Source organism: Rhizobium sp. BK112 (genome assembly GCF_014193215.1).
Classification (GTDB): Bacteria; Pseudomonadota; Alphaproteobacteria; order Rhizobiales; family Rhizobiaceae; genus Rhizobium; species Rhizobium anhuiense.
The window spans coordinates 376716-402222 of the sequence record NZ_JACHYZ010000001.1; the positions used below are offsets into that span (position 1 = coordinate 376716).

A 25507-nucleotide genomic window follows, 5' to 3' on the forward strand; every position below is an offset into this window, starting at 1 on the left:
GGGCTGACAAGTTCGTTGCGAATGACTATCTCGTGACTTCACTTCGTTAAGGACAAACCGGGACGGAAGAATGGCAGCCGAGGAAATCAGCGGACAGGCGGATGCGGCGGGACTTGCCGCACTGATTTCGCGTGCATCTGACGAAAGTGGCGGAGAAAAACGCGGCTTACCGCCGGTCGAGCGGTGGAATCCGCCTTTTTGCGGCGATATCGACATGGAAATCAAGGCCGACGGCACCTGGTTCTACATGGGCACGCCGATCGGTCGGCCGGCGCTGGTGCGGCTGTTTTCGACGGTTTTGAGGAAGGACGATGATAAGAAGACCTATCTCGTAACTCCTGTGGAAAAGGTCGGGATAAGGGTCGTCGACGCGCCTTTCACCGCCGTGGAGATGAGCGTGACGGACCGAGAGGGTCAGCAGGTGCTGACCTTCCGTACCAATGTCGGCGATGTCGTGGAGGCGGGAGGAGACCATCGGCTGCGTTTTGCCATTGCGGACGGCAACGCCGAACTGAAACCCTATCTGCATGTGCGCGGGCGGCTGGAGGCGCTGGTGTCGCGTGCGGTGATGTATGAACTGGTCGCGCTCGGCGAGACTTTCGACGTGGGAGGGCGCGCGATGTTTGCGATCCGCTCCGCGGGCGAGGTCTTCCCGGTCATGCCGGCCGACGAACTGGATGCGCTTTCCCGATGAATGATGCAATTACCCAACGTTATCCGCTGTTCTCAGCAGCCGAATTCCGTCGCCGTGCGCTCAACCAGAATGGCGGGCCGGTCGATCATGCCTGGCGCGATCACGGGGACCATATCCTCAACCCCGATATCGTCGCCGAAGTCGAAACCTTCAAGCTGCGCGACGCCGCCGTGCTGGTGCCCGTCGTCGACGACGGCGAGGAGGCGCAGGTGATCTTCACCAAGCGCACGGCGACGCTGCGCAAACATTCCGGGCAGATCGCCTTTCCCGGCGGTTCGATCGATCCTGCAGATGTCTCGCCCGAAATGGCGGCGATCCGCGAGACGGAAGAGGAGATCGGCCTGGCCGGTTCCTTCGTCGAAACCGTCGGTCGCTTGCCGAATTATCTTGCCTCGACGGGCTTCCGCATCACGCCTGTGCTCGGCGTCGTCACGCCGGGCTTCGCGCTGACGCTGAACCCGACCGAGGTGGACGACGTGTTCGAGGTGCCGCTTTCCTTCCTGATGGATCCTGCCAATCACACCCGCGACAGGCGTGTCATCGACGGGATCGACCGACATTTCTACCGCGTGCCCTATGAAACCAGAATGATCTGGGGCATCACCGCCGGCATCGTCCGCACGCTTTACGAAAGGCTTTATGCATGACCGGCCTTGCCGACCAAGCATGGTTCCGCGACCCGGCACTCGGCCGGATCTTCGCACTTCTCAACGCCGATAGCGGGGAAGGACGGGTGGTCGGCGGCGCGGTGCGCAACAGCCTGATGGACCTGCCGGTCAGCGATGTCGACATCGCCACGACGCTCAGACCGGAGGCGGTGATCGAGCGGGCAGCGGCGGCGGGCATCAAGGCGGTACCAACCGGCCTGCAGCACGGCACAGTGACGCTCGTCATCGACGGCAAACCCTTCGAGGTGACGACGCTTCGCACCGACATCGAGACCGACGGACGCCATGCCAAGGTTGCTTTCAGCACCGACTGGAAGGCAGATGCCGAACGGCGGGATCTGACGATCAACGCGCTTTACGCCGATGCCGACGGCGAGGTGGTGGATCTCGTCGGCGGACTTGCCGACATTAAGACGCGCAACATCCGCTTCATCGGCGATGCCGCAAGGCGTATTGCCGAAGATCATCTGCGCATCCTGCGTTTTTTCCGCTTCTTTGCCTATTACGGGTCAGGACGGCCGGACGCCGAGGGGCTGAAGGCCTGTTCGGCAGCGCGTTCAAAACTGAAGATGCTTTCGGCAGAACGCGTCTGGTCGGAATTGCGAAAGCTGCTCGGTGCTGCCGATCCTGGCCGGGCGCTGCTCTGGATGCGGCAGGTGGCCGTGTTGACGGAAATCCTGCCGGAATCGGAACGATGGGGCATCGATGCGATCCCATCGCTGATCACCACCGAAAAGGCGCTCGGCTGGACGCCCGATCCGTTGCTGCGCCTTGCGGCGATCGTGCCGCCTGACGCGGGGCGCGTGGAGGCGCTTGCGGCCCGGCTCAAGCTCTCGAATGCGGAAGCGGCCACTCTCAAGGCCTGGGCAATGGCAGCGCCCGTCAATGACGAGATGTCGCCGGCCGCCTTCGAAAGGCTGCTTTACCGCAACGGCGCCGACGGCATCACGACGCGGCTGAAGCTGGCGCTTGCGGTGGCACGCGGCAAGGCTGAAGGCGATTTCGACGAAATGGCGCGGTCGGCGCGGCTCAGCAAGCTGCTGGACAAGGCAATGCATTGGAAGAAGCCGCAGTTTCCGCTGAACGGCGGCGACGTGATTTCGGCGGGAGTGGCGTCCGGCCCGCGCGTCGGCGAATTGCTTGCCGGCCTGGAAAACCAGTGGGTGGAGGAAAATTTCGCCTCCGACCGGGCGGAACTGCTCGTCCGGCTGCAGGAACGCGTGCAATAGGCAATCCGGCGTCGCATCCGTCGGATGCGGCGACTTTGGTCGTTGATATCGATACTCGCCCAGCTATTAGGCGGCGGTCGCTTCGTCGCGGATGCGGGCCTTGATGTTATCAACCATGTTTTCGCGTATGGTCGTTTCGCCGTGGGCCGTCTTCAGGTGCTCGACGGCGCGGCGAACCACTTCTGCGTCATTATCCGCCCGGGTGTGCCAAGCGCAGCCGGGAACGAGCGTGCCGCATTCGAAAAGTCGCATGGTTTTCTCCTCTGTCTGAAACGCAACGGCCATCGCGCTTTCACGCGATTGATGAATGTGCGGAGGAGGAGAAGGTTCCGGCCGGCATAAGATGACGACCGGAGAAGGTCTTTCAGTCGGGCATCGCCCAGGCTTTGTAGGTATCCGAAAGCTGGCCGGGCATGTTGCTGTTGGCGGCCGCGGCTTCGTTCTGCAGCTGTTCCGGTGATTTCCCACCGGCCAGTTGCAGCTTGACCTGCTCGATGAAGCAGGACAGCGGCAAATCCGAGCCGCTCTTGGCCCGCAGTTTCTCCGCGATGCGCGTCAAAAACTCGGATGTGTCGATCGTGCGGGATGTTTCCTGGACATCCGTGGACGTAGGCGAGCCACTTTGTATCGTCATGACAATCCTCCTCCGATTGTTACGCACATACATATAAAGTTAGGACGCGCTGAATTTTCGTGAAGGTCTATCAACTCGAATTTATCGATGAGATATCACAGTCTCACGGCCAACGGACGACGGGGGGCAGCGAGGAGAGAATGGATTCCACATTGCCGCCGGTCTTCAAGCCGAAGATCGTGCCGCGATCATACAGCAGATTGAATTCGACGTAGCGGCCCCGGCGGATCAATTGTTCGTCGCGATCGGCCTCTGTCCACAACTTGTTGAAGTTGGAGCGAACGATCTTCGGATAGACCATGGCGAAGGCCCGGCCGACATCGCGCGTGAAGGCGAAATCGGCGTTCCAGCCGCCGGCTTCCTCGCTCGAATGCAGCCAGTCGTAGAAGATGCCGCCGATGCCGCGGGCCTCATTGCGGTGCTTCAGGAAGAAATATTCGTCGCACCAGGCCTTGTAGGCATCGTAATCGGCGACGGCGTGATTGCGGCAGGCGATCTCCATCGCCTTGTGGAAGAGCTGGCTGTCCTCGTCCTCCTGGGTCCGGCGGCGCGACAGCACCGGCGTCAGGTCGGCGCCGCCGCCGAACCAGCGGCTTGATGTGACCACCATGCGGGTGTTCATATGCACGGCGGGAACGTTGGGGTTCACGGGGTGGGCGATCAGCGAGATGCCCGAGGCCCAGAAACGCGGATCATCCTTGGCACCTGGTATCTGCGTCCGGAAATCCGGGGAGAATTCGCCGTGAACGGTGGAGGTGTGGACGCCGACCTTTTCGAAGACGCGGCCTTCCATCATCGACATCCGGCCACCGCCGCCGGCGCCGTTTTCGCGTGACCAGTCCTTGGCGACGAAGCGGCCGGGTTCCTGGTCGGAGAGCGGCCCTTCCAATTCGTCTTCGATGGCTTCGAAGGAGGCGCAGATCGTATCGCGCAATCCCTCGAACCAATTGCGGGCGGCAGCCTTCTTCTCTTCGATATCGTCAGGCAAGCCGATCGGCAGTTCCGGTCTTTCCATTTGCGCCTCCGGCGGTCACATCCGCTGTGGAAGCGACTCGCTCATTCTTGATTGCGCGCCATGATTAGCAGTTGGCGCAGCATCTCGCCAAGCGTGGCCAAGCACGGCTGGGCGCTTCCGAGATTCGACTCGCAAATCAAGTATTTCGATACTACCTTTTCCCAAGAGGTAGGTTAGATGAAAAAAGTTCCAGGACCTCCATCCTTCGATGGGCTGAAGCGCAGGATAGCGAGACATCGGGCGGAAAATCCTCCGCGCAAGAAGGACCATTTCGTGCGTGAGACATATTGCCTCGGCCTCATGGACGCGCGGGCCAAGGCGCGCGAATGGTTCGACGAATATCCGAAAGCCGCCTACTGGACCGAGGTGGAAAGCTGGCGCCAGCTCGACGGCGACCAGATCGAATTCACCATGCGCCGCCTGCCTTCGGCCGACTGATCGTCACTTCGCAGTGGTGCGTACGCGGCTTTCGATCAAGAGGCCGCTTTCATCCATGATTGGATGCGCGACGGAGACGATGTGGGCGTTGATGCGCTTCAGGTCGCGCAGCATGTCGAGATGCAGCGAACTCGTCTGCAGGCTGTCGGCGCGGCCATCGCGCAGACGTTCGAGGTGGCGCTCGGCAGATTGTTTTTCCATCCGGCGCACCTCGACCTTCACCTCCATCATCTGACGCGCGAGATTGAAATCGCGGGTGACGAAGATCGTCTGGGCGACGCGCAGATTGTCGATCGTCAGATCGAACAACTTGCGCAGTTCCTGATGACCGTCCTCGGAGAATTTCAGGCCAAGCGAGATCTTCTTCGTCACCTGCTCCAACAGGCCCTTCTCGATGATGTCGCCCATATGTTCGAGGTTGATCGCATAGTCGATGACGACGATCGAGCGGCGGGCGTTCTCATCGCTGAGACCCTCGCGGCCAAGTCTGGAGAGATAGACCTTCACTGCCTGCTGCAGTCGGTCGACGCGCTCTTCGAGGGCGGGGATCTCGGCAAGCTTGGATGCGTCGTTGCGCTCGAAGGCTTCGGAGACCCGGATCAGCATGCGCTCGATCAGGTCGCCGACGCCGAGCACTTCGCGGGTGGCGCTGGCGAGGGCCACGACCGGCGTCGAAAGCTCCTGCGCATCCAGATATTTCGGGGCACTGTCAGGCTCGGCCTGATCCGGCACCAGCCTGGCCATCAGGGCGGCGAGCGGCCTGGAGAATGGCCAGGCAACTGCTGCCAGCAGAAGGTTGAAGGCAAGATGCGCATCGACCGGCAGCTTGGCCGGGCCAAAGGGCAGCATCTGGATGAGTTCCGCACCGTAGCCCGCCAGCGGCAGGGCGATGAGACAGCCGAGCGTGCGGATGGCGAGATTGCCGAGAGTGACGCGCCGCGCCGAAGCCGGGCCGGACAATGTCGCGACCACAGGCGGTATCGCACCGCCGAGATTGGCGCCGAGCACGAGCACGATGACGAGTTCGGCAGAGACCACGCCGGCCGAGGCAAGCGACAGGATGAGCACCACCACCGCAAGACTCGACGAGGACGCAAAGGCGAGTGCCGCCGAGACGATCATTGCCACGGGCAGGGCGCCGTCCAGCAGGCCGATGAAGGCCGCAAGGGCGGGAGAGGCGCGCATGGGCTCCGTCGCAAGGCCGAGAAGGTGCAGCGACAGCAGCATCAGCCCGATGCCGATCAGCGCCGTGCCGCCGCCCTGGCTGGTGCTGGAGCGGCCGCGGTAAAGCACGATGCCGGCGAGGATCAGAAGCGGGGAAAGCCATTCGATGCCGGTGGCGACGATCCAGGCTGTGATCGCGGTACCGACATTGGCGCCGAGCAGAACGATCTGCGCCATGCGCGGCTTGATCAGGTCACGTTCGACGAAGGAGGCGGTCATCAGCGCCGTTGCCGTCGAACTCTGCAGCGCGACCGTTGCAACGAGACCCGACAGGAAAGAACGAAGACTGCCGCGCGTACCGGTCGCCAGACCCGTTCTGAGGCGGGCTCCGAAGGCTCTGGATACGCCATCCTTTACCTGCGCGAGGCCGAACAGCAGCAGAGCCACGGCGCCGAACAGGTTGATCATGATGATTGTAGAGTCCATTTTGTTGTTTTTATTCTTCTTTCACAGATCTGGAGAAGTGCTGCTTTCCTCGCATAGCTATTCCAACTTATTGAAATCATGGAGGCCAATATTGAATTTTTGATTGCCCGGCTAATAAATATACGCTGGTTTCACAGATAGACAACGCTATTTTGCGACATATTCTGGAGCGGATCGGCAATTCCGCAGGCTTTGCTCCGCCGGCGCCGCGTTCGTCAGGTCCAGACGGTTTGGCGCATTGCCTCACCGACGATCATGGCGGCCGAAACAGCGACGTTGATCGAGCGCTGGCCGTCGACCATTGGGATCAGGATGCGTGCATCGGCTGCTTCATGGACCTGATCCGGCACGCCGGCGCTTTCGCGGCCGAAGAGCAGGATATCGTCCGGGCGGAAGGCAAAATCAGTGTAGCGCTCCGCCGCCTTGGTCGAGGCGAGGATCAGGCGGCCGCCGGTGGTCAGGCGCCACGCTTCGAAGCGGTCCCAATTGACATGGCGGGTGAGGGCCGCGGCGGCGATATAATCCATGCCGGCCCGTTTCAGGTTGCGGTCGGACACATCGAAGCCGGCGGGCTCGATCAAATCGACCGCGAAGCCAAGGCAGGCGGCAAGGCGCAGGATCGTGCCGGTATTGCCAGGAATATCCGGCTGATAGAGTGCCAGTCTGAGTAAAGTCATGATGCGCCGTCTTTCCGCTTTCGCCGTCAAAGGCCTAATGCAACTGTGATTTCGGCGCAACAGGGCGCGTTTTGACCAGGAAACGTTCAATTTACGGCAATACAGGGCTGGAATTTTCGCGGTTTTCGCGTTATCCATGCCTATCTTCAATCGCCAGCAGGGAGGGTCACAATGAATATTTTGCTCGATATGCGCCTTCCCGCCGTGATGCCGATTAAGGCGACACGCCGCCGCTAGTGCGCATTTCTTTCTGAAATCCCCCTTTTGATCCATTGTGCGGCTGTTTCGGCCTCGCCCCTTGAACGTTCGGTTCCCATATGTGCTTGCATGGCGCTGGGATGGCGCGAAGCCGGGAGCCGAAACGCTGACGTTTCGGAGCAATTTCATGTTTGGCTGGTTCGAACAGCGACTCAATCCCTTTCCGAGCGAGGAGCCTGTCGCCCCGCCGAAGGGTCTCTTTGCCTTCTGCTGGCATTACAGCAAGCCGGCAGCCCCCTGGCTCGGCCTGATGGCGCTGCTGACAGCGCTGATCGCCGTCGGCGAAGTGGCGCTGTTCCAGTTCCTGGGCGACATCGTCGACTGGCTGACCAATGCCGACCGCGCCACCTTCCTGCAGACGGAGGGTCACAAGCTTTTCTGGATGGCGGCGCTTGTGCTGGTCGGTCTGCCGCTGACGGCGGGGCTCGATTCTCTCATCATGCATCAGATGATGCTCGGCAATTATCCGATGATCGCACGCTGGCAGATGCACCGCTTCCTGCTGCGCCACAGCATGTCGTTCTTCGCCAACGAGTTTGCCGGGCGTGTCGCCACCAAGGTGATGCAGACGTCGCTCGCCGTGCGCGAGACGGTGATGAAGATCCTCGACGTCTTCGTCTATGTCGTGACGTACTTCCTGACGATGATCATCGTCATCGCAGCGGCCGACTGGCGGCTGATGATCCCGATCCTCGTCTGGCTCGCCGTCTATATCAGCATCGTCGCCTATTTCGTGCCACGGCTTCGCAAGATCGCGGCCGCCCAGGCGGATGCGCGCTCGATGATGACGGGGCGCGTGGTCGACAGCTATACGAATATCGCCACCGTCAAGCTGTTTTCGCATGCGGGCCGCGAGGAGGTCTATGCCAAGGAGGGCATGGATGAGTTCCTGCAGACCGTGCACAAGCAGATGCGCAAGGTGACGCTCTTCCACATCAGCGTCTATCTGAACAACTGCGTTGCGCTCTTCGTCATTTCGGGCCTGTCGATCTGGTTCTGGCTGAACGGAGCGATCTCCGTCGGCGCCATCGCCATCGCCATTGGTCTTGCCATGCGCGTCAACGGCATGTCGCAATGGATCATGTGGGAAGTCTCGGCGCTGTTCGAGAATATCGGCACGGTCTATGACGGCATGGAGATGATGAGCAAGCAACACGACATCGTCGACAAGCCGGGCGCGCCCACCTTGACGGCGAAGAAGGGCGCGATCCACTACGACCGCATCCGCTTCCACTACGGCAAGAGCAAGGGTGTCATCGACAATCTGTCGCTCGACATCAAGGCGGGCGAGAAGGTCGGCCTGGTCGGCCGCTCGGGCGCCGGTAAGACGACGCTGATGAACCTGCTGCTGCGCTTCTACGACCTGGAGGCCGGCCGCATCACCATCGACGGGCAGGACATCGCCGGCGTCTCGCAGGAAAGCCTGCGCTCGCTGATCGGCGTGGTGACGCAGGATACGTCGCTGCTACATCGCTCGATCCGCGACAACATCGCCTATGGCCGTCCCGATGCCTCGGACGTCGAGATAATCGAGGCCGCCAAACGTGCGAATGCCTGGGAGTTCATCGAAGGCCTCGTCGACATGCAGGGCCGCGAGGGGCTCGACGCGCAGGTCGGCGAACGCGGCGTCAAGCTGTCTGGCGGTCAGCGGCAGCGCATCGCGATCGCCCGCGTTTTCCTGAAGGACGCGCCGATCCTGGTGCTCGACGAGGCAACTTCGGCGCTCGATTCGGAAGTCGAAGCGGCAATCCAGGAGAACCTCTTTGCCCTGATGGAGGGCAAGACGGTGATCGCGATCGCCCACCGGCTTTCGACGCTGACGGAGATGGACCGGCTGATCGTGCTCGACAAGGGCCGGATCATCGAGGCCGGCTCGCACAGCGAACTGATCGAGGGCGGCGGTATCTATGCCGACCTCTGGAACCGCCAGTCCGGCGGCTTCCTCTCCGATCACGCCGAGGAAGCGGAAGAGGCTGCGGAATAAGATGAAAGAGGCCCTCCCTGCGAAAGCGGGGAGAGCCTCTTGAATTCTCAGGGTTGCTTCGAATTTGCCGGCGCGTTTGCTATCCGTTCAAAGGCTGTCGGCCCAGTCGATCGCGCGGTGATGTTCGATCAGGACGATGGTGTTGGCGGCGGCGATCGTGCGCAGCGCCGTGATGCGGCGGCGCTCCTCCTGGTCGATCCATGCGGTGATGGCCTCGGTGACGATTTCGTCGCGCGGCTGCGCCAGGTCGATGGCCAGGGCATCCAGCCTCTCTGCAAGCGGAAGCGGAATATGCGCATCGAGCATTTTCGTTTCCATGGACCTTCTCTCCGGTGACACGCGATCATAACGTCAGATTGTGACGGGTTCGGGGGCAGTCAATGGCGATGCCGCCGATGTTATCGTTTATTACAAAAATATAAGCTTGCGTCCGCTTTTCATTCTCTTTGCCGCTCCCCTCAATCCGCCTATATCGCTTCTATGTTCCTGCGCCCCATCCTCCGCCTGTTCGAAACCTGGATCGATCCGTTCCGTCCACGCGCCAATCTCCAGCCCCCGCGTTCGACGCTCGGCTTCGTCTGGTTCTATATCGGCCAGGCGAGGATGCCGTTCATCGCCATGCTCGTTCTCGGCGGGACATCGGCGGCAATCGAGGCGGCGCTCTTCTGGTTCGTCGGCCGGCTGGTCGATATCCTCGGCAGTATCAAGCCCGGCGCCGGCTGGAGCGGACTTCTCGCAGCCCATGGCGGCGAACTGTTCGGCATGCTCGCCCTCATCGGGGGTGTGCGCTTCGTCGTCGCCTTCCTGATCGCGCTCGTCGATCAGCAGGTGATCACGCCTGGTTTCTATAATCTAGCACGCTGGCAGTCCTATCTCCATGTCTCCCGCCAGTCTTTATCGTTCTTTCAGAGCGATTTCTCCGGACGTATCGTCACCAAGGTCTGGTCGGCCGGGCAGGCAACCGGTGATCTCGTCACCTCGCTGATGGAAAGCGTCTGGTTCGTCGGCATCTATGCCGTAACGACGCTCGTGCTCGTCGCCCGGCTGGACTTCTCCCTTGCCGCCGTCGTGCTGTTCTGGCTTGGCGCCTTCAGCCTGCTTGCCCGCCACTTCGTTCCGCGAATTCGCCATCATTCCCGCGAAACGGCGGAAGCCGGATCGATGCTGAATGGCCGGATGGTCGATTCCTACAGCAACATGCAGACGTTGAAGCTGTTTGCGCGCGATGAGGAGAGCGACCGCTATATGCGGCAGGGCTTCGATATCTATCAGGATACGGTGCTGCGTTTCACGCGGTTCATCACTGGTGTCAGGGCCTCCATGGCGCTGCTCTCCGGCCTGATGATCGTGACGATGGCGGGGCTGAGCGTCGATTTGTGGCTGCGCGGCCTGGTCAGTTCCGGTGCTGTGGCATTCTCGTTGGCGCTGGTGCTCCGCCTGAATTTCCTGCTCGGACGGCTGATGACGCAGTTCAACGGCATCATGCGCAATCTCGGCACCATCCAGAACGCCGCCGAGCTGATCTCGCAGCCGCTGGGGCTCGTCGACCGGGCCGATGCCAAAAACCTGGTGATCCGGCATCCCGGCATCCGCTTCGACAATGTTTCCTTCCGCTACGGCAAGGGTCATCAGCCGGTCGTCGAGAATTTCTCTCTGACCATCCGACCGGGCGAAAAGGTCGGAATCGTCGGCCGTTCGGGCGCGGGGAAGTCGACCCTGATGAACCTGCTTCTAAGACTCTACGACATCCAGGACGGCCGCATTCTCATCGACGGCCAGGATATTGCAGCCGTGACGCAGGAATCGCTCAGGATGCAGATCGGCGTCGTCAGCCAGGACACTTCGCTGCTGCACCGTTCGGTGCGTGACAATATCCTGTTCGGACGGCCGGATGCCGGCGAGGAGGGGCTGGTCGAGGCGGCCAAGCGCGCCGAAGCCATCGACTTCATCGCCCGCCTGCAGGATCAGCAGGGCCGCAGAGGTTTCGATGCGCATGTCGGAGAGCGCGGCGTCAAACTGTCTGGCGGGCAGCGCCAGCGCATCGCCATTGCCCGCGTCATGCTGAAGGATGCCCCGATCCTTGTTCTCGACGAGGCGACGTCGGCGCTCGATTCGGAGGTGGAGGAAGCGATCCAGTCCAATCTCCACCGGATCATGGAAGGCAAGACGGTGCTTGCGATCGCCCATCGGCTGTCGACGATCGCCGCACTCGACCGGCTGATCGTCGTCGATCTCGGCCGGATCATCGAGGAGGGCAGCCATGACGAACTGCTTCGCCGCGGCGGGCTCTATGCCGAACTTTGGGCACGCCAGTCCGGCGGCTTCCTCGCGACGGACGAGGATGTGGGCTCAAGGGTCGACGACGAATTCCGCCATGAGGCCAAAATGGTTTGATCCGAAACTGTCCTCGATGCGGCGGACCGATTTCAGCCGCAGGGGCGCCCTGCTGAAGATATGATCGATCGGAATGCCGAAAGCACCGGCGCGGATTGGCCATGTCGCCGGCTCCAGCGATGCCGTGCCCAGGCCCTGGCTGCGCATGAGATACTGCACGTCGGGCGCCAGAATCGACGTATTGAAATCACCGGCAAGAACGAGCGGTCCCGGCAGGGAAGGGATAATCTCCGCGAGGTCTGCGATCTCAAGGCCGTGGAATTCGTCGTAATAGGGTTTGGTCAGGTGCGCGGCGAGGAAATTGACCTTCTGGCCGTCGAAATCGATCGTCGAGATCGTCAGCCGGTTGCGCCATAGGAGCCCGAGGCTGCGGATACGAGGTTCGATAAGCGGGCGCTTCGACAGGACCAGCGTATCGCATTGCTCCATGCCGACACCGCAGCCGATGTAATAAGGGTAGGTCTTCAACAGCCGCGGCAATTCCGACAGCAGCGGTTCGGCCTCCAGGATGTTGACGACGTCGGCGCCTGAGGCAATGGCCATGTCGGCGATCGCTGCCCCGTTCGCGAAATTATCGTTCTCGATATTGAAGGACATCAGCTTGAAGAGGACCGGGCGGCTTTGATCGACCGCGGGCTCGACGAATTCGCGCATCATCACGGCGCCGTGGACGGCAAGAACCAGCGATACGCCGAGCGTCAGAAACCCATACCAGTGCCGCTTGACGAGAAGGGCCGCGATCGAGGCGGCCGCCGCGGCCGCCGCCAGATGGAGCTGGAAGCTGTAAAAGAAGGAAAGCAGGTAGAAATCTTTGACATAGCGCAGAGAGACGATGGCGAGGACGAGGGTGGTGAGGACGCTGAATACGCAAAAAATCGTGTCTCTCATCCGCTCCGGTCCGGCTCGCTGGCGTGGTTGTGACTGCGCCTATCACGCCGGCTTTTTTGTTGCAATGCAACATAATGGCGAGCGCGTGTTTGCCTTAAAAAATTCATCCGAAATTTCCCGCGACATTGTGCCCTCATCCCCTTGTCAAGGCTGGACATAATTTGCGATCAAGCATAGAACGCGCCGGATTGCCGGGGAATCTATGGCCGAATTGTGTCCAGAGAGATTCGCCGGTAGAGGGGGTAGGGCGGAATTCCGCGAAAATTGCGCAGAGGATGTTAGCCGTGAGCGAACACGAAACGACAAGCGAGGGCATGGGCGAACCCACTCGCCGTGATTTCCTTTATCTCACCACTGGTATGGCAGGCGCCGTCGGCGCCGTTTCGGTCGCTTGGCCGTTCATCGATCAGATGCGTCCTGATGCTTCGACGCTCGCTCTCGCCTCCATCGAAGTCGACGTTGCCAGCCTCGAGCCCGGCATGTCGCTGACGGTCAAATGGCGCGGCAAGCCGATCTTCATCCGTAACCGTACCCCGGAAGAAGTGACGGCCGCAGCCGATGTTCCGCTGTCGGACCTCAAGGATCCGGTCGCGCGCAATGCAAACCTTCCTGTCGACGCTCAGGCAACGGGTGTTGACCGTTCGGGCGGCAAGGGCAAGGAAAACTGGATCGTCATGATCGGCACCTGCACACATCTCGGCTGCGTGCCGCTCGGCCAGGCCGGCGAATACAATGGTTGGTTCTGTCCCTGCCATGGCTCGGTCTACGACACGGCCGGCCGTATTCGTAAGGGTCCTGCGCCGCAGAACCTGGCGATTCCGACCTTTTCATTTTTGTCCGATACCAAAATCAAGATCGGTTGAGGGGAGACTGATTAATGAGTGGCCATTCCAGCTACGAGCCATCAACCGGCCTCGAGAAATGGGTCGATGCGCGCCTTCCGCTGCCGCGCATGGTCTATGACAGCTTCATCGCCTATCCGGTTCCGCGTAACCTGAACTATGCCTACACCTTCGGCGCCATGCTCGCCGTCATGCTGGTGGTGCAGATCCTGACGGGTGTCACGCTCGCCATGCACTACGCCGCCGACACGACGATCGCCTTCAACTCCGTTGAAAAGATCATGCGCGACGTCAACCACGGCTGGCTGCTGCGCTACATGCATGCCAACGGTGCATCCTTCTTCTTCGTCGCCGTCTACCTGCACATCGCCCGCGGTCTTTACTACGGCTCCTACAAGGCGCCGCGCGAAATCCTCTGGATCCTTGGCGTGGTCATCTACCTCCTGATGATGGCGACCGGTTTCATGGGCTACGTCCTGCCCTGGGGCCAGATGTCCTTTTGGGGTGCGACGGTCATTACCGGCTTCTTCTCGGCTTTCCCGCTGGTCGGCGAATGGATCCAGCAGTTCCTGCTCGGCGGCTTTGCCGTCGACCAGCCGACGCTGAACCGCTTCTTCTCGCTGCACTACCTGCTGCCCTTCATGATCGCCGGCGTCGTCGTCCTGCACATCTGGGCGCTGCATGTCGTCGGCCAGACCAACCCGACGGGCGTCGAGGTCAAGACGAAGACCGACACGGTTCGCTTCACGCCCTATGCGACGATGAAGGATGCGCTCGGCGTTTCGGTCTTCCTGCTGGTCTATGCCTATTTCGTCTTCTACCTGCCGAACTTCCTCGGCCATGCCGACAACTACATCCCGGCCGACCCGTTGAAGACGCCGGCCCACATCGTTCCGGAATGGTACTTCCTGCCCTTCTACGCGATGCTGCGCTCGATCACCTTCAACATCGGCCCGATCGACTCCAAGCTCGGCGGCGTGCTGGTGATGTTCGGCGCGATCATCGTGCTGTTCTTCCTGCCGTGGCTCGATACCTCGAAGGTCCGTTCGGCCGTCTACCGCCCCTGGTACAAGCTGTTCTACTGGCTGTTCGTGATCAATGCGATCATCCTCGGCTGGCTCGGTTCGCAGCCGGCGGAAGGGCTGTTCACCACGATCTCGCAGATCTGCACACTCCTCTACTTCGCTTTCTTCCTGGTCGCGATGCCAGTTCTAGGCCTGGTGGAAACGCCGCGCCGTATCCCGAACTCGATCACCGAAGCGGTGCTCGAAAAGCGCAACAAGACAGCTGCCGCCAGTGCAGCGGCCAATGCGTAAGCGCGCGACGGAAGGGAATAGAAATATGAAAACGCTTGTTGCAAGCATTCTGCCGCTCGCCGTCGCTGTCGTTCTCGGCAGCGCAGCCTTCGCCGAGGAAGCGGCGCCCGCGAATGGAGCAGCACCTGCCCATCACGAGGAAGGCGCGACGCCGCACTATCCGCTGAAGGAGCCGAAAGAGGAAGAATGGAGCTTTGCCGGACCGTTCGGTCATTACGACAAGGCTCAGCTTCAGCGCGGCCTCAAAGTTTATACCGAAGTCTGTTCCGCCTGCCATTCGATGAACCTTGTGCCTTTCCGCATGCTCGACGAGCTCGGTTATTCCGAGGCGCAGGTAAAGGCTTTCGCCGCGAATTACGAGGTCCAGGATGGCCCGAACGCCGCCGGCGAGATGTTTACCCGCAAGGCGGTCCCTTCCGATCACTTCCCGTCGCCTTTCCCCAATGCGGAAGCGGCGGCTGCTTCCAACAATGGCGCGGCTCCGCCCGACTTTTCGTTGATCGCAAAGGCCCGCGAGGTCGAGCGCGGTTTCCCGCAATTCGTCTTCGATATCTTCACCCAATATCAGGAAAGCGGACCGGACTACATCCACTCGCTGCTGACCGGCTATGAAGAGCCGCCGGCCGGTTTCCAGGTGCCTCAGGGTGGACATTATAACCCTTATTTCCATGCCGCCGCCGTCCTCGCCATGCCGAAGCCGCTCTCCGACGGCCAGGTGACCTATGACGACGGCGCGCCGGCGACCGTCGAGCAGTATTCCAGGGACGTTTCCGCCTTCCTGATGTGGGCCGCCGAGCCGCATCTCGAAGAGCGCAAGCGCACCGGCTTCATGGTCATGATCTTCCTGGCGATCTTCACGGTGCTGATCTACCTGACGAAGCGCTCGGTTTACGCCAACAAGGAACACTGAGCGTTCCCTACCGGAATTCGAAAGGCGGCTTGCAGGCCGCCTTTTTTGTTGGTTCCATTCCTGTCAATTGATAGGGTGCGGCCAGTTTCATGCGCTCGCAGATATGGATTTTCCATGGACAATACGACTTCGGAGCTCGCAGCCAGCATCCGCTCCATTCCCGACTATCCCAAGCCGGGCATCATCTTCCGTGACATCACCACGCTGCTCGGCAACCCCCGCGCTTTCCGCCGAGCAGTCGACGAACTCGTGCAGCCCTATGCGGGCATGAAGATCGACAAGATCGCCGGCATGGAGGCGCGCGGCTTCATCCTCGGCGGCGCGGTGGCGCACCAGCTTTCCTCGGGCTTTGTGCCGATCCGCAAGAAGGGCAAGCTGCCGCACGAGACCGTGCGCATCGCCTACAGCCTGGAATATGGCGTCGACGAGATGGAGATGCATCGCGATGCGGTGCAGCCCGGCGAGAAGGTGATCCTGGTCGACGACCTGATCGCTACCGGCGGCACGGCGGTGGGTGCCACGAAGCTGCTGCGCCAAATCGGCGCCGAAGTGGTCGGCGCCTGCTTCGTCATCGATCTGCCGGATCTCGGCGGCCGCAAGAAGCTGGAAGAGCTCGGCGTCGTCGTGCACACGCTGGTCGAATTCTCCGGTCACTGAGTCCGTGGCTACTATGCGGCAGCGTCAGTCGAATTCGAGCACGCTGCTTTCGAAGCGGATTACGGCATCGCCGTTTTGATCGACGCCCTCGCAGAGGATGGTGTTGAGGTGCCAGCCCGGCCGCGACGCGAGCGGCCGGCTGGCGAGGAAGGCGACGGAATAGGTGACGACGTCGCCTGCGAAGACCGGCCGCAGCCATTGCAACTTCTGGAAGCCGGGCGAGGGGCCGAGGTTCGGCGACGTCAGGCCCTCCTGCGCGAGTGCGGCGCTCTGCCTTTCCCAAAAGGCGAGGAAGGTCCGCATCCAGGCGGCCGTGGTGTGCCAGCCCGAAGCGCAGAGGCCGCCGAAGAGCGTGTCTTTGGCGGCTTCCTTGTCGATGTGGAAACGCTGCGGATCGTAGCGCGTCGCGAAACGGATGATGTTTTCTTCGGTAAAGGCGTAGCTGCCGATCTCGACCTTCTCGCCGACGGCGTAAAGTTCCGACATTCTCATGCTGACAGCTCCGAGGTGGGACGCATACGGATCATCACCGAATTCTCCGAGACGCAGACGAGTTCGCCGCGCTGGTTTCCGACCTCATGACGAAACTTGACGATGCCCATTCCGGCGCGCGAGCGCATCGGCCGGGCTTCGAGGACGGTCGAATGGCCAGACAGCGTGTCGCCGGCAAGCACCGGCTTGCGCCATTCCATCAGATCGACGCCCGGTGCACCCTCGCAGAGCGAATGCAGCACATAGCTGTCGGCCATCATGCGCATGAACATCGAAGAGGTGTGCCATCCGGACGCGGCGAGCCCCCCGAGAATGCTGGCGCGGCCGGCCGCCTCATCGAGATGCATCGGCTGCGGGTCGAATTCGCTTGCGAACTCAATGATTTCCTCAGCGATCACCAGCTTCGGGCCGAGCGCGAAGCGGCGGCCGGGCTGGAAATCCTCGAAGGAAAGCTTTTCTGCCGACATTCGCTCCTCCCGCCATATGCAGCGCACAATGCTTACAATAGCATCCGCGCGGGCTCAATGATTCCGGGGAGATAAACCGGCATGACGGAACTGAGGTCGATACTCGACGAGGCGGGGCGCCAGGGACTGATTTCGCCGGAGGCCGGAGAGCGGCTTCTGCCGTTTCTGATCGCGCACGGTGTGGCCGTCGCCGAGGCGCAGCCGGCAATGGCGGCTGAAGGACAGGCCTGGTCGGATACGGAGACGCCGCGTTTCGTGCGCGGCTTCCACGACGTGCTGATCACCATCGGCGTCGTCGTGGCGCTCGGCGGCCTCTGGGGGCTTGCGCCGCTTTACGCGGTGCCGCCCGCTATCCTCGTGCTTTCGGAAATTCTCGTGCGGCGTCAGCGGCTCGCCCTGCCGGCCGTCGGCTTGACGATCGCGCTGTTCTGCTGGACATTTTTGCTGATGTCCCGTGTCTTTACGCCGTGGACCTTCGAGATAGGGGCGGACCTCACGCAGTTCATTGCCGGCTTCCCGATCCTTCTCGGCATCTACTATGCCCGCTATCGCGTGCCCTTGACGCTGGCGCTCGCCATCATGTCGATACTTGCCCTGGTGCTCACCCTGCTTTTACGTTTAGCGCAATGGCTAAGCGGCAATCCCGCATTTTTCGTCGACCATCTTGCCCTGCTGGCTGCGGTGTCCCTCGTCTGCGCGCTCGGCCTCTTCGCGATGGCGCTCTATTTCGATCTCGGCGACCGGCTGCGCCGGACGACGCGCTCGGATATTGCTTTCTGGCTGCATCTCGGTGCGGCGCCGGCGCTGCTCTACAGCACCGTTTCTCTGCTGTCTCTAGGAGAAGGCGGCCGTATCTTCGACCTGGCGAACATGTCGGCCCAGACCCCCGTGGTCGTCGCGACCGTGGCGGCGCTGATGCTGATCGGTCTGATCATCGATCGCCGCGCTTTCGTCACCTCGGGGCTGCTATCACTCGGTGTTGCGATCTTCAGCGTCTTCCGGCACGGAAGCGCGACTGTCGACACCTACATCTTCACGACGCTGATCGTCGTGGGCGCGATCGTTCTCATTATCGGAACAGGCTGGATGCCACTGCGACGGCTGGTGCTGCGGGCACTGCCCCCGGCAATCGCAAACAGGCTGCCGCCTGGTTAAGGCGGCAGCATTTCTTATTTAGGTGTTGAAGCGGAAATGGATGACGTCGCCGTCCTGGACGACGTATTCCTTGCCTTCGTCACGCGCCTTGCCGGCATCCTTGGCGCCGACTTCGCCGTTGTATTTGATGTAATCGTCATAGGCGATGGTGTTGGCGCGGATGAAGCCGCGTTCGAAATCCGAATGGATAACGCCGGCGGCCTGCGGCGCCTTGGTGCCGCGCTCGATCGTCCAGGCCCGCGTTTCCTTCGGGCCGACGGTGAAATAGGTGATGAGGTGGAGCAGCTTGTAGCCGGCGCGGATCAGCCGGTCGAGGCCCGCCTCGTCAAGGTCGAGGGCGGAAAGGAATTCCTTGGCTTCATCCTCGGGAAGCTGGGCGACCTCGGCCTCGATCGCCGCCGAGATGACGACGGTTTCGGCACCCTGTTCCCGAGCCATAACGGCGACAGCCTCGGTGAATTCATTGCCTGTCGAAGCCTCGGCCTCAGCGACGTTGCAGACATAGAGGACCGGATGCGAGGTCAGAAGGTTGAGGCCCTTGAGGATGGCGATTTCCTCGGCATCGAGCGTCGACAGCAGCGTGCGTACCGGCTTGCCCTCGTTGAGCAGTTGCAGCGAGGCTTCCATGATCGGCAGCATCGCCATCGAATCCTTGTCCTTGCTGGTGGCGCGCTTGCGCGTCTGCTCGGTGCGGCGCTCCAGGCTTTCGAGATCGGCGAGCATCAGTTCCGTCTCGATCGTCTCGGCATCGGCGACGGGATTGATGCGGCCTTCGACATGGGTGATGTCGCTGTCTTCGAAGCAGCGCAGCACGTGGACGATGGCATCGACCTCGCGGATATTGGCGAGGAACTGGTTGCCGAGACCTTCACCCTTCGAGGCGCCGCGCACAAGGCCGGCAATGTCGACGAAGGAGATGCGGGTCGGGATCAGTTCCTTCGACTTGGCGATGTCGGCAAGCTTGCGCATGCGCGGATCGGGCACGGCGACTTCGCCGGTGTTCGGCTCGATGGTGCAGAAGGGATAGTTTGCCGCTTGCGCAGCCGCCGTCTTGGTGAGCGCGTTGAAGAGGGTCGATTTGCCGACGTTCGGCAGACCGACGATGCCGCATTTGAAGCCCATGGCTAAAACCTGCTGTTCTTGAATTCCTTGCTGGTGCCTATGGGATAAAGGAGCAATATGGTCAAGTCTTAGAGAGCTTTTACCGCTGCTCACTTGCCGATGGATCGGTGCTGGCCTATTTTTGAATGCGACTGAGATTTTCGACGCATTGCGGATTTCACCAGAATGCCAGGTCACTCCCACGCAGATGCAATTGCTTCTCTCTGCGCCGAAGCCGGGGACGAGATCCTGCCTGTTTGAGGCCGGGAGCTGTGGCGGCTGACCGTCGAAAATTCGTCATCGACACTGATTAGCTGGTTTGAACATTCCTGACCCCATGTCATCAACGGCTGGATTTTTCCGATGAGTGACAATGACATTGCCCTGAAACCGAAGACCAAGGTGAGGCCGAAGCTGGATAAGCCGAAGCTCTACAAGGTCATTCTCGTTAATGACGACTATACGCCGCGCGAATTCGTCATCGTGATCTTGAAGGCCGTGTTCCGCATGAGCGAGGAGACGGGCTACCGGGTGATGATAACAGCGCACAAGCTCGGTTCCTGCGTGGTCGTGGTCTGCGCCAGGGATATCGCCGAGACCAAAGCCAAGGAGGGCATCGACCTTGCCAAGGGCATGGGCTTTCCGCTGATGTTCACAACGGAGCCGGAAGAATAGATGCTGCGGATTCAGGTGCTGCGGATCTGATAGCCGGTCTTGTCCTGCACGAAGCCGCAATTCTCGTAGAAGCGCAGGGTCGCCGGGTTTTTCGAGCCGGTGAGCAGCATCACCTTGTAGCAGCCAGCTTTCCAGGCCTCCGTCACGGCATGGCCGATGACGGCGCCGGCATAACCGCGCCGACGGTGATCGGCGTGGGTGACGACGTTTTCAATCAGGGCATAGGAGGCGCCGTTCCGCGTCAGGTTCGGCACGACGATCAGCGTGACGGTGGCCGCAGCGAGATCGCCGGCAAAGCCGATGAAGAGAGTCATGCCGGGTTGGGCGAGGATGGCGGAGAAGCGCTCTTCGGCCATGGCCTTGTCGAGAACCGGATCGGTCGAGTTCAAATGCTGGTAGAGGGTGATCAGCCCGGGAAGATCGCCGACGGCGGCCGGGCGGATGGCGAAATCCTGGTCCTGGTCGTGAACCGGCACCGGCCTCATTCTCCCTTGTTGCCGAACATCTTCTTCAACATGTCGGCCATCGGGCCGCTGGCCGGCAACTTCGGCTGATTGTGGTTGCGGGCCTGATGGATATGCGACTGGCCGGTCGGCTTCTTTTCGGTATTCTTGTTTTCCTTCCGCGGCTTCTCTTCCTCGGCCTTGCCGCCGAGCGCCAGCGCGATCTTGTTCATCAGCTGCGAATCCTCGTTTCGCACCAGCATGTCGGCATTGTCGGCGAGGGTGTCGAGAAGCGGCTCCAGCCAGACCTTGTCGGCCTTGGCGAAATCGCCGAGCACGTGGTTCTGCACCATTTCCTTGACGCCCGGATGGCCGATGCCGAGGCGCAGCCGCCGGTACTCCCGGCCGCAATGGGCGTCCAGCGACCTGATGCCGTTATGGCCGCCATGGCCGCCGCCGGTCTTAAGCCGCGCCTTGCCCGGGGGAAGATCGAGTTCGTCGTAGATCGCGACGAGGTCGGCGGGCTGGAGCTTGTAGAAGCGCATCGCCTCGCCGACGGATTCGCCGGAGAGATTCATGAAGGTCTGCGGCTTGATCAGCAGCACCTTCTCGCCGCCGATCTCGCCCTCGGCGATCTCGGCCCTGAATTTCTTCGACCAGGGCGAGAAGCTGTGGCGCCGATGAATGGCGTCGACGGCCATGAAGCCGATATTGTGGCGGTTGCCGGCGTATTTGCCGCCAGGATTGCCGAGACCCGCGATGATCAGCATGGTCTGTTTTTCCTTGCTAGAATTTCCCGCCGTTCACCACCTGTAAATGACCGCAAAGTCAAGCGGAAAGGGCAGTATCCGTCGCAGTCACTGCGACAGATTCATGCCGTATTTCAGGAAGATCTGCTTCTGGTCGCCATCGGCGATCAGCTTGTCGAGGGCAGCTTGCATCTTGACGAGCAGATCGTCCGGAAAGCTCTTCTCGCAGGCGATGCTCATCGGCTGGGCGGAGAGCACGGTCACCATCTCCACCGGCTGGTCGGCCTTCAGCTTTTCGAAATAGAGTTCGGAGATCGGCATCATGTCGATGCGTCCGCCGAGCAGCTTGCGCAGCGTCGCGTTGAAGTCGCTGGCGACATCGAGCTTGGTGAAGCCTTTCTCTTTCAGGATCGTCTCGGTGTAATCCTCACGCTGAGTGCCGACCGTATATTTCTTTGCCTCTTCCAGATTGTTGGCGATGACGCCCGAGCCCTTGCGGGTGATCAGGATGTTGCGGTCGATGAGCAGCGGCTCGACCCATTTGAACAGCGGGTCGCGTGCGCCGTTGTGGGCGGTTGCGAAGACACAGGTCATCGGCGCTGTGCGGGCAAGGCCGAAAGCGCGCGCCCAGGGCATGATCTCGATCGTGTAGTCGACGCCGATCGCGGCCATCACCTTTTCGACCTGCTCGACGGTGGCGCCCTTGATCTCCTTGCCTTCGCGATAATTGAAGGGGGCATAGTCCTCAGTCGTGAAGGTCACGGTTTGCGCATGGGCGGCGCAGGGCAGCGCCAGGCATGCGAGAAGCAGGAGCTTTTTCATCATATCATCTCCTTCGTTCTTCATTCACGAGGCGCGTGCCACGGCCGATTGTGAGCCTACCAGTTGCTCGATGAGCGCGGTTGCATGCTGCGGACGATGGAAGAGGTAGCCCTGGCCGTAGTCAAGCCCCATCTGATGGAGCGTGCGGCATTCCTCTTCGGTCTCGATGCCCTCGGCAATGACGGTGCAGTTCATCTTGTGGGAAAGCGTGGTGATGCCTTCGATCAGCATGCGGCTCTTCTGGCGGACGTCGTCGTCGCCGTCGTTGATCGCGCGGGTGAAGGACTGGTCGATCTTGATGATGTCGACGGGGAAACGGTTGAGGTAGCTCAGCGACGAATAGCCGGTGCCGAAGTCGTCGAGCGCGATGCGGCAGCCGAAGCGACGAAGCTCGGTGACAATCATGCGAATCTCGGGGTTGTCGTGCATCAGCACGGCTTCGGTGATCTCGACGACGATGCGCTCGGGGCGGATGCCGTGGCGTCCGACGATGGCGGCAAGACGGGCCGGCAGCGCCGGGTCGAACTGCAGCGGTGAGAAGTTGATGGCGAGATAGCTATCCTGCATGCCCGGTATGCGGGAAATCTTCGCGAGGTTGGCGATCGCCTTTTCCATGATGACGTTGCCGACCCTGACGATCTTTGCCGTTTCCTCGGCGACGCTGATGATTTCGGCCGGCGGCATCAAACCCTTCTGCGGATGGTTGAGGCGCATCAGCGCCTCGAAACCGGCAATGCCGCGGCCGTTCAGGTTGACGATCGGCTGCAGGAAGGCCTCGAACCAGTTGTCGATGAGGCCGGCTTCGATATTGGCCTCGATCTCGGCGCGGCGGCGGGCCCGGTCGAGCATGGCGTTGTCGAAGAGCTGCGCGCCGTTCTTGCCGTCGCGTTTCTTGGCATACATCGCCATGTCGGATTTCTGCAGCAGTTCGGCTGCGGTTGCGGCATGATGCGGATAGACGGCGATGCCGATGGACGCGCTCAGATGCATGTCGGGGGCGAAGGGCGTTTCGAAGATCGAGGCGATCTGCTCGCACATCACCTTGGCGCGTTTTTCGGCGTCCCTGGCCGGCAGCAGGATGGCAAATTCGTCGCCGCCGAGACGGGCCGCTTCGTCGGAAGGGGCAAGATGGGTCTTCAGGCGCTCGACGAGCTCGATCAGCGCCATGTCGCCGGCGGCATGGCCCATATTGTCGTTGATCCACTTGAAGCGGTCGAGATCGACGAAGAGGCAGGCGAGTTCCTGGCCGGCGGCGTCGGCGTCGGCGATCTTGTTATCGAGGACGGCTTCGAAGCCCTGGCGATTGAGAAGACCGGTCAGGTGATCGGTGATCGCCTGGCGGTGGTTGCGGTCCTCGGAGGCCTTGAGTTCGGTCACATCGGTCATGACCGATAGCGACAGGCGGTCATGAGCGCCGGCTCCCGCCTCCGATTCCATGATGAGGACGTCCATGATGCGGCCGTCCAGGCAGACGAACTTGACGGTTACGGTCATGCCGCTTTCGGCCAGGCGGCGCTTGCCGAATTTGTCGCGGGTGGTCGAGGTGACGAGATCGGCGAAGTTGCGGCCGATGACGGCGGCACGGTTATACCCTGTGGCCAGCAGCCAGTAGTCGCTGACGGCGGTGATGCGGTCCTCCTCGTCGAGCGAGAAGAGCATGGCGGGCGTCAGATTGTAGATGTCGGTGGCGCGGCGGTGGGCGAACTTCAGCTCCTTTTCCTCGCTTTCAAGCTTGGTCTGCATCTCGTTGAAGCTGCGAGCCAACCGTCCCATCTCGTCGTTCGACTGCCAGTCGACATGATGGCGGGAGCCCAGCTGGCGGGTGGCCTCGATTGCCGCCGTCAGCCGCATCAGCGGCTGGATGACGAAGAAACGGTTGCCGATCAGCGCCGTGCCGAAAACGGTCAGCACGGCGAAAATGAAGATCGAGATGAAGACGACCTCTTCCTGCTTCAGGCCGGAAAACAGCCCGAGTGCGGGATAATAAACGCTGATGCTGCCGAGGTTCCTCGGACCGTCGACGGTATTGTAGATGATGGCGCGCGACACCTGCACGAGCTGACCGTTGAAGGAGCGCGGAATGGTGGACTGGCTGACGTCAAGCTGGCCTGACTGATCGCGCACCTCGACCTTGACGATGGCGCCCTGGGAAACGACCGTCGCGCTGATCTGGGTGACGCTATCCTCATCGAGGTCCCACAGGGGTTTGGCCAGCGCCTGGGCATTGGCGACAAGAAGAACGGAGATATGGTCGCGTATTTCCTTATCGGCCCGTTCCGAGGAAAGAAAAAGGAAGAGAACAAAAAGCGGAGCGACAAAAACAAGCAGCGCACCGCAAACTATCGCAAAAAATCTGTTCTCAACGGAATTGTTCATGGTTCCGTTTACTCCCCCAGGCCGGCCATATTTCCTGTCGCGCGTCAAGGCGGGCTTCTTCGCAGCTGACGAAGCATGCTTTCACGAATTTGTTAAATGTTGCTGAAACGGGGCAGTTGCCGGGCAATGAAAAGCCCGCTTTCCAGGGGAAAGCGGGCCATATGCTTTACAAATTGGTCGAAGCGATCAGGCTTCGGCTTCGCCTTCGGCAGCAGTCTCGTCGATGCCGGCAGCCGGGGCAATGATGGTCGCGATCGTGAAGTCGCGGTCGATGACCGGGGTGACGCCCTTCGGCAGGGTGACTTCCGAAATATGGATGCTGTCGCCGATCTTCTTGCCGCTGAGGTCGACATTGAAGAATTCCGGGATCGCATCGGCCGGGCAATGAACTTCGACTTCATGGCGAACGATGTTCAGAACGCCGCCGACCTTGATGCCCGGGGATTTCGCTTCGTTGACGAAGTGAACCGGGATTTCGACGCTCACCTGGGTGTTACCGGAGACGCGCAGGAAATCGACATGCATCGTGAAGTCGCGGACCGGATCGAGCTGATAGTCCTTCGGCAGAACCTTGTACTTCTTGCCGCCGACTTCGATCGTCGCCACGGTGGTCATGAAACCACCGGCATGAATGCGCTTCGTCACCTCATTGGTGTTGAGAGCGATGGCAATGGGGGCCTGCTTGTCACCATAGATGACAGCGGGAATCAAACCGTTGCGGCGAAGTTCACGGGCGGACCCCTTACCAACCCGTTCGCGCGCCTCGGCCTTGAGCTCGTAAGTTTCCTGGCTCATGGCTATTCCTTTCGAGGTTATTTGGAGAGTTCGGCGGGCGGGCAATGCCTTGCTCCGTCGAACCGGAGGCGGGTATAACCCAACCTCATCCGCGTTGCCTCCAAGGGTGTCTACGCGGACCGGTGGCCTATATTATAAGTCGATCGGAAACGCAAGTTGCGGTTTCAGGCTGTTTTCC

At 61.1% G+C, this 25507-nt stretch carries 27 protein-coding genes; 12 read left to right on the forward strand and 15 right to left on the reverse strand.

What is annotated here, in order from left to right; genetic code table 11:
* Positions 1 to 70 precede the first annotated feature (70 nt).
* From FHT75_RS01735 to FHT75_RS01745, 3 genes are read left to right on the forward strand one after another with little or no spacing between them, the layout of a single operon-like run.
* The gene (locus tag FHT75_RS01735; RefSeq protein WP_028757008.1) at positions 71 to 694 is read left to right on the forward strand and encodes a DUF1285 domain-containing protein; all 624 of its coding nucleotides are present in this window, start codon (positions 71 to 73) and stop codon (positions 692 to 694) included.
* Positions 691 to 1341: a CoA pyrophosphatase gene (locus FHT75_RS01740; protein WP_028757009.1), complete on the forward strand. Its 651-nt coding sequence runs from the start codon at positions 691 to 693 to the stop codon at positions 1339 to 1341. Before FHT75_RS01735 ends, FHT75_RS01740 begins: the two co-directional genes overlap by 4 nt.
* Positions 1338 to 2591, forward strand: a complete 1254-nt coding sequence (locus tag FHT75_RS01745) for a CCA tRNA nucleotidyltransferase (RefSeq protein ID WP_063474521.1) — start codon at positions 1338 to 1340, stop codon at positions 2589 to 2591. Before FHT75_RS01740 ends, FHT75_RS01745 begins: the two co-directional genes overlap by 4 nt.
* 66 nt (positions 2592 to 2657) lie before the next feature.
* Here the strand turns inward: FHT75_RS01745 and FHT75_RS01750 are convergent, their stop codons facing one another.
* From FHT75_RS01750 to hemF, 3 genes are all read right to left on the reverse strand, one after another.
* Positions 2658 to 2843, reverse strand: coding sequence for a DUF1059 domain-containing protein (locus tag FHT75_RS01750; RefSeq protein WP_010029983.1), 186 nt, complete (start codon positions 2841 to 2843; stop codon positions 2658 to 2660).
* A 112-nt stretch (positions 2844 to 2955) separates the two neighbouring features.
* Positions 2956 to 3225, reverse strand: a complete 270-nt coding sequence (locus tag FHT75_RS01755; RefSeq protein WP_028757011.1) for a hypothetical protein — start codon at positions 3223 to 3225, stop codon at positions 2956 to 2958.
* A gap of 103 nt (positions 3226 to 3328) precedes the next feature.
* Positions 3329 to 4240 carry an oxygen-dependent coproporphyrinogen oxidase gene (hemF, locus tag FHT75_RS01760; protein ID WP_028757012.1) on the reverse strand — a complete coding sequence of 304 codons (912 nt, stop codon included), beginning with the start codon at positions 4238 to 4240 and terminating at the stop codon, positions 3329 to 3331.
* 177 nt (positions 4241 to 4417) lie between these two features.
* On the opposite strand from hemF, the gene FHT75_RS01765 reads away from it, so the two are divergent.
* Positions 4418 to 4678, forward strand: a complete 261-nt coding sequence (locus FHT75_RS01765; protein WP_017965345.1) for a hypothetical protein — start codon at positions 4418 to 4420, stop codon at positions 4676 to 4678.
* A gap of 3 nt (positions 4679 to 4681) precedes the next feature.
* Here FHT75_RS01765 and FHT75_RS01770 read toward each other — a convergent pair whose 3' ends face one another.
* Together FHT75_RS01770 and FHT75_RS01775 are read right to left on the reverse strand one after the other, a co-directional pair.
* Positions 4682 to 6328 (reverse strand): Na/Pi cotransporter family protein, encoded by a 1647-nt coding sequence (locus FHT75_RS01770; RefSeq protein ID WP_028757013.1) that lies wholly within the window; start codon positions 6326 to 6328, stop codon positions 4682 to 4684.
* A 215-nt stretch (positions 6329 to 6543) separates the two neighbouring features.
* Positions 6544 to 7005: a tRNA (cytidine(34)-2'-O)-methyltransferase gene (locus FHT75_RS01775; RefSeq protein WP_028757014.1), complete on the reverse strand. Its 462-nt coding sequence runs from the start codon at positions 7003 to 7005 to the stop codon at positions 6544 to 6546.
* 385 nt (positions 7006 to 7390) lie between these two features.
* On the opposite strand from FHT75_RS01775, the gene FHT75_RS01780 reads away from it, so the two are divergent.
* Positions 7391 to 9247 carry an ABC transporter ATP-binding protein gene (locus tag FHT75_RS01780; protein WP_028757015.1) on the forward strand — a complete coding sequence of 619 codons (1857 nt, stop codon included), beginning with the start codon at positions 7391 to 7393 and terminating at the stop codon, positions 9245 to 9247.
* An 87-nt stretch (positions 9248 to 9334) separates the two neighbouring features.
* Here FHT75_RS01780 and FHT75_RS01785 read toward each other — a convergent pair whose 3' ends face one another.
* A complete protein-coding gene (locus FHT75_RS01785) occupies positions 9335 to 9565 on the reverse strand; it encodes a CopG family ribbon-helix-helix protein (protein ID WP_028757016.1) in 231 nt (76 codons plus the stop codon).
* A 162-nt stretch (positions 9566 to 9727) separates the two neighbouring features.
* On the opposite strand from FHT75_RS01785, the gene FHT75_RS01790 reads away from it, so the two are divergent.
* On the forward strand, positions 9728 to 11641 hold the full coding sequence (locus FHT75_RS01790) for an ABC transporter ATP-binding protein (protein WP_063474522.1): 1914 nt from the start codon (positions 9728 to 9730) through the stop codon (positions 11639 to 11641).
* Here the strand turns inward: FHT75_RS01790 and FHT75_RS01795 are convergent.
* Positions 11597 to 12529 carry an endonuclease/exonuclease/phosphatase family protein gene (locus tag FHT75_RS01795; RefSeq protein ID WP_063474523.1) on the reverse strand — a complete coding sequence of 311 codons (933 nt, stop codon included), beginning with the start codon at positions 12527 to 12529 and terminating at the stop codon, positions 11597 to 11599. The two genes, FHT75_RS01790 and FHT75_RS01795, sit on opposite strands and share 45 nt — an antisense overlap.
* A gap of 284 nt (positions 12530 to 12813) precedes the next feature.
* Between FHT75_RS01795 and petA the strand changes: the two genes are divergently transcribed.
* The 4 genes from petA (at position 12814) to FHT75_RS01815 (ending at position 16254) form a co-directional block, all read left to right on the forward strand.
* On the forward strand, positions 12814 to 13392 hold the full coding sequence (gene petA, locus FHT75_RS01800) for a ubiquinol-cytochrome c reductase iron-sulfur subunit (RefSeq protein WP_063474524.1): 579 nt from the start codon (positions 12814 to 12816) through the stop codon (positions 13390 to 13392).
* Positions 13393 to 13406: 14 nt separating this feature from the next.
* On the forward strand, positions 13407 to 14687 hold the full coding sequence (locus FHT75_RS01805) for a cytochrome b (RefSeq protein ID WP_047611266.1): 1281 nt from the start codon (positions 13407 to 13409) through the stop codon (positions 14685 to 14687).
* Positions 14688 to 14712: 25 nt separating this feature from the next.
* Positions 14713 to 15597 (forward strand): cytochrome c1, encoded by an 885-nt coding sequence (locus tag FHT75_RS01810; protein WP_047611264.1) that lies wholly within the window; start codon positions 14713 to 14715, stop codon positions 15595 to 15597.
* A gap of 114 nt (positions 15598 to 15711) precedes the next feature.
* The gene (locus FHT75_RS01815) at positions 15712 to 16254 is read left to right on the forward strand and encodes an adenine phosphoribosyltransferase (protein ID WP_018243044.1); all 543 of its coding nucleotides are present in this window, start codon (positions 15712 to 15714) and stop codon (positions 16252 to 16254) included.
* 24 nt (positions 16255 to 16278) lie between these two features.
* On the opposite strand, the gene FHT75_RS01820 is transcribed toward FHT75_RS01815, so the two are convergent.
* Both FHT75_RS01820 and FHT75_RS01825 read right to left on the reverse strand, forming a co-directional pair.
* Entirely contained in the window at positions 16279 to 16746 is a 468-nt protein-coding gene (locus FHT75_RS01820; protein ID WP_063474525.1) for a MaoC family dehydratase, read from the reverse strand.
* On the reverse strand, positions 16743 to 17213 hold the full coding sequence (locus FHT75_RS01825; protein ID WP_063474526.1) for a MaoC family dehydratase: 471 nt from the start codon (positions 17211 to 17213) through the stop codon (positions 16743 to 16745). Before FHT75_RS01825 ends, FHT75_RS01820 begins: the two co-directional genes overlap by 4 nt.
* Positions 17214 to 17294: 81 nt before the next feature.
* Between FHT75_RS01825 and FHT75_RS01830 the strand changes: the two genes are divergently transcribed.
* Positions 17295 to 18368: a hypothetical protein gene (locus FHT75_RS01830; protein WP_063474527.1), complete on the forward strand. Its 1074-nt coding sequence runs from the start codon at positions 17295 to 17297 to the stop codon at positions 18366 to 18368.
* Positions 18369 to 18386: 18 nt separating this feature from the next.
* Here the strand turns inward: FHT75_RS01830 and ychF are convergent, their stop codons facing one another.
* Positions 18387 to 19490, reverse strand: coding sequence for a redox-regulated ATPase YchF (gene ychF / locus FHT75_RS01835; RefSeq protein WP_063474528.1), 1104 nt, complete (start codon positions 19488 to 19490; stop codon positions 18387 to 18389).
* Positions 19491 to 19832: 342 nt separating this feature from the next.
* Between ychF and clpS the strand changes: the two genes are divergently transcribed.
* Positions 19833 to 20144, forward strand: coding sequence for an ATP-dependent Clp protease adapter ClpS (gene clpS, locus FHT75_RS01840; RefSeq protein WP_047611252.1), 312 nt, complete (start codon positions 19833 to 19835; stop codon positions 20142 to 20144).
* A gap of 11 nt (positions 20145 to 20155) precedes the next feature.
* Here clpS and FHT75_RS01845 read toward each other — a convergent pair whose 3' ends face one another.
* The 5 genes from FHT75_RS01845 to FHT75_RS01865 all read right to left on the reverse strand — a co-directional run bounded on the left by FHT75_RS01845 (position 20156) and on the right by FHT75_RS01865 (position 25329).
* Positions 20156 to 20629, reverse strand: a complete 474-nt coding sequence (locus FHT75_RS01845; RefSeq protein WP_063474529.1) for a GNAT family N-acetyltransferase — start codon at positions 20627 to 20629, stop codon at positions 20156 to 20158.
* A complete protein-coding gene (gene pth / locus FHT75_RS01850) occupies positions 20626 to 21357 on the reverse strand; it encodes an aminoacyl-tRNA hydrolase (protein ID WP_063474530.1) in 732 nt (243 codons plus the stop codon). The genes FHT75_RS01845 and pth overlap by 4 nt, the downstream gene beginning before the upstream one ends.
* Positions 21358 to 21444: 87 nt before the next feature.
* A complete protein-coding gene (locus tag FHT75_RS01855) occupies positions 21445 to 22158 on the reverse strand; it encodes a substrate-binding periplasmic protein (RefSeq protein WP_047611786.1) in 714 nt (237 codons plus the stop codon).
* A gap of 24 nt (positions 22159 to 22182) precedes the next feature.
* A complete protein-coding gene (locus FHT75_RS01860; protein WP_063474531.1) occupies positions 22183 to 24534 on the reverse strand; it encodes a putative bifunctional diguanylate cyclase/phosphodiesterase in 2352 nt (783 codons plus the stop codon).
* Positions 24535 to 24720: 186 nt separating this feature from the next.
* Positions 24721 to 25329, reverse strand: coding sequence for a 50S ribosomal protein L25/general stress protein Ctc (locus tag FHT75_RS01865; protein WP_047611239.1), 609 nt, complete (start codon positions 25327 to 25329; stop codon positions 24721 to 24723).
* Between the last annotated feature and the right edge of the window lie 178 nt (positions 25330 to 25507).